The 3,280-nt window shown below is 58.4% G+C and carries 3 protein-coding genes; 2 read left to right on the forward strand and 1 reads right to left on the reverse strand.

Annotation, left to right across the window (positions count from 1 at the left end; translation table 11 throughout):
• Positions 1-78 precede the first annotated feature (78 nt).
• Positions 79-972 carry a LysR family transcriptional regulator gene (locus tag FOY53_RS22430; protein ID WP_186766734.1) on the reverse strand — a complete coding sequence of 298 codons (894 nt, stop codon included), beginning with the start codon at positions 970-972 and terminating at the stop codon, positions 79-81.
• Between the two features lie 103 nt (positions 973-1,075).
• Here FOY53_RS22430 and FOY53_RS22435 point away from each other — a divergent pair, with 103 nt between their 5' ends.
• The gene (locus FOY53_RS22435) at positions 1,076-1,969 is read left to right on the forward strand and encodes a pirin family protein (protein ID WP_146592513.1); all 894 of its coding nucleotides are present in this window, start codon (positions 1,076-1,078) and stop codon (positions 1,967-1,969) included.
• Between the two features lie 36 nt (positions 1,970-2,005).
• A complete protein-coding gene (locus tag FOY53_RS22440; protein ID WP_146592514.1) occupies positions 2,006-3,094 on the forward strand; it encodes an NAD(P)/FAD-dependent oxidoreductase in 1,089 nt (362 codons plus the stop codon).
• Positions 3,095-3,280: the final 186 nt, after the last annotated feature.

Genomic DNA, 3,280 nt, shown 5'->3' on the forward strand with positions numbered 1-3,280 from the left:
CAGGCGCGGCATTTTGGGCGGTATCTTCATGCGTGAGCGGTAACCAGTTCAGAACATGCAATCAAGTTGGCAATGCCCTTACGCAGCATGGGCTTCAAATTCTCTCCAAAGCAATTCCGCTACGGCGCGGACGATTGGTTTGGACTGGCGAAACGCATAGATGGTCACGTCGAAGGCAAGATGCGTGTGTGGCAAGTCTATCTCGCACAGCTGCCCTTGCTTCAACTCTTCCGCGATCATGTGTTCCGGCAGGCGGCCCCACCCGAGGCCCGCGATCAGAAGGTGCTTCTTTGTGTGGAGGTCGCTGACGTACCAGCGGCGCTGGCCTTTCTGGACGCCGATTTCGCGGTCGAACAGCCCTCCGGCTTGCCCGCTGTCGCTTGCGATGACCTGATGGAAGCGCCGCATGTCCGAGAGCCGCTTGGGATTGTCCATCTCAGCCCAAAGGGATGGTGACGTAACATTGCGCAACGTCGATGTCCCGAGGGGGATGTAGTCGAAACCCTCTTCCTCGAGCATGATCGAGGACATTGGCGAAATCGCGATTGCCGCGGTTTCCGTTTTTACGGCCTCGATGGCGCCGGACAGAACCTCGGGGCGCAAGACCACGCGGGTCTCGGGAAAGTCCGTTTGCAGTTTGCATAAGACGGGGGTCAGCGCGTTGAGGTTGGTGCTGGTATCCACCGCAATCGTGATCGTTTCTTCCTGCCCTTTCTCGAAATGCTGGATCAACTGACCCAGATCCTCCGCCTCCGTCAAAACGCGCAAGGATTGAAGATAGACCCGTTTGCCGACGGGTGTGAGTTCAAGCCGATACCCCGACCGGTCAAACAATTCAGTTCCGGTCTGGAATTCCAGGGCCTTCAACGCCTGGCTGATCGCTGGCTGCGTCCGGTTGAGGCGTTCGGCGGCCGCTTTGACCGAGCCGGTTTCAACAACGGCGCGCAAGACGTTCAGTTGATCGAGTTTCACCAGACACCACAAGTTAAGAACTACTTATGTAGATACTAAGAAAGTATAAATATCAATCAAGTTCCGCTTCGCCTATCACCGGATCAACAACCGGAGCAATCCAATGAAACAAGTTTCTTTCCAAGAGCCGGCGCAGCCCGGTCGGGTCGGTACATTTGCCATCGCACGTGCCCTTCCGAACCGGGCTGTGAACGCGGTCGGCCCGTTCCTGCTTCTCGATCATCTGCCCAGGCGCGAAATTGCTGCCGGTGAGTTGCCCGAGCCCGATGGCAGCTTCGCCCATCCCCATCGGGGTATCGTGACCTTCACCTATGTCATGGAAGGCGCCATGACCCATTTCGACAGCCTGGGAAACAACAGCACCGTCACGGCGGGAGGCGTGCAATGGATGAACGCGGGCAACGGCATCATCCATGACGAAATGCTTGCGACGCCCGTGCGCCGTGATGGCGGAGTGCTGCATTCCTTTCAATTCTGGATCAACCTGCCCGCGCCGAACAAGATCGAGCCTGCGCAATACATGCCCGTCTCATCCCCGGACCTGCCCGTTGTAATTCTCGCTGATGGGCGTGGGGAGGTCAAAGTTCTGCTTGGCGGCTATGATGGGCAATCCTCGCCCATCCCCACCTATGCGGACGAATTTATCTGGCACGTCAGGATCGAGCCGCTTGCGACGGTCGATATCGCCTTGCACGTCGGTCTGCCTGTAGCGGGATTCCTGCCGACGCATGGGGCCGTGGTCGGTGATGCCAAGATCGACGCTCATACCCTCATCGGATTGGACGCCCGGGGTGGGACGTTGGAGATAACCAACCCGGCTGTTGAACCGCTCGATCTGCTGCTGTTTGGCGGTAAGGCGATCACCGACCCCATCGCCATGCGCGGCCCGTTTGTCATGAACAGCGACGGCGAGCTGACCGAAGCGTTCCGCGAGTATCGCGCCGGGAAATTCGGACAGATCACCTATCCCGCCGATCACGCCGCCCACAAATCATAGAATTACGCCGCAAGGCCCCCAAGAAGGTTAGAAATCATGTCACAGAAAATTGCCATTGTCGGCGGCGGTTACATAGGCGCCGAACTCGCGAAGTCTCTCGACGACACCGCGGAAGTCACATTGATCGAGCCGCGCAGTCACTTCGTTCACGCGCCGGCCATGATCCGCGCGGTTGTCGACCCTTCGCTGCTGGATCGCGCGCTTATTCCCTATGATCGGCTGCTCACGAACGGCAGGGTCATCGCGTCCAAGGCAAAAGCCATAGACGCGAAGGGTGTCACGTTGGAGGACGGCACTCGGGTAGAGGCGGATCAAATCGTTGTTGCCACCGGATCTGGCAACGCCATGCCCTTCAAGCCTCAAGGCGCCGATATCGCGGGCCTCAAGGCGGACAACCAGCGCAGCCACCAGCAACTCAAAGCGGCGCGGAGCATCGGCATTGTCGGGGCTGGTGCCGTTGGCACCGAGCTTGCGGGCGAAATCGCCTATGCCATGCCGGACAAGAAGGTGACGTTGATCTCAAGCGACGAGGCGATGTTCCCGACGATGCCGTCAAAGCTGGGCACCTCTTTGGCTGCGAAACTGCGCAAGACTGGCGTCAAGCTCATTCTTGGCCAGATGGCGGAGAACCTGAAAAGCTTGACCGAGCCTTATGCGGGAACCCTGCAACTCGCCGATGGGTCGCAGCACGACTTCGACCTGATCTTTCCGGTCATCGGATCGCGCGCGAATTCCGAGGTGCTTGATACGCTTTCCGGTGTCCAGAAAACGACGGCAAACCGGATCAAGGTCGACCCGTGGATGCGCCCATCCTCGCTGCCCAATGTTTTCGCGGCTGGCGATGTCGCGGATGCAGGCGACGGGATGACCATCGTCGCCACAAGCCGCCAACTGCCTTGGCTCAAGGCGACGCTGTCCGGATTGGGGCAGGGCAAAACCGTCGAAGACATGAAGCCTTACAAGCCATGGGGCAGCAAGGCGCCGATCCTTGTGCCGCTTGGCCCCAAACAGGGGAATTCCTTCCTTGGTTTCTTCACCGCTGGAGACTTCCTGACCAGCAAGGTGAAGGGCGCGGACCTGTTTCTCAAGAAATACGCAAAGCTGCTGAACCGGCCTGAAAGCTGATCAGAACACGACTGAACCAAACTTCCATAAGAAAAGACCATGGAAATCTCCCGAAGATCCCTTCTGACGTCAACCGCGTTCGGAGCGGGGTTGCTACTTGTGCCTGGCTGGCATTGCCAACTTGATTGCATGTTCTGAACTGGTTACCGCTCACGCATGAAGATACCGCCCAAAATGCCGCGCCTG

Origin of the sequence: Puniceibacterium confluentis, assembly GCF_007923445.1 — a bacterium.
Classification (GTDB): Bacteria; Pseudomonadota; Alphaproteobacteria; order Rhodobacterales; family Rhodobacteraceae; genus Puniceibacterium; species Puniceibacterium confluentis.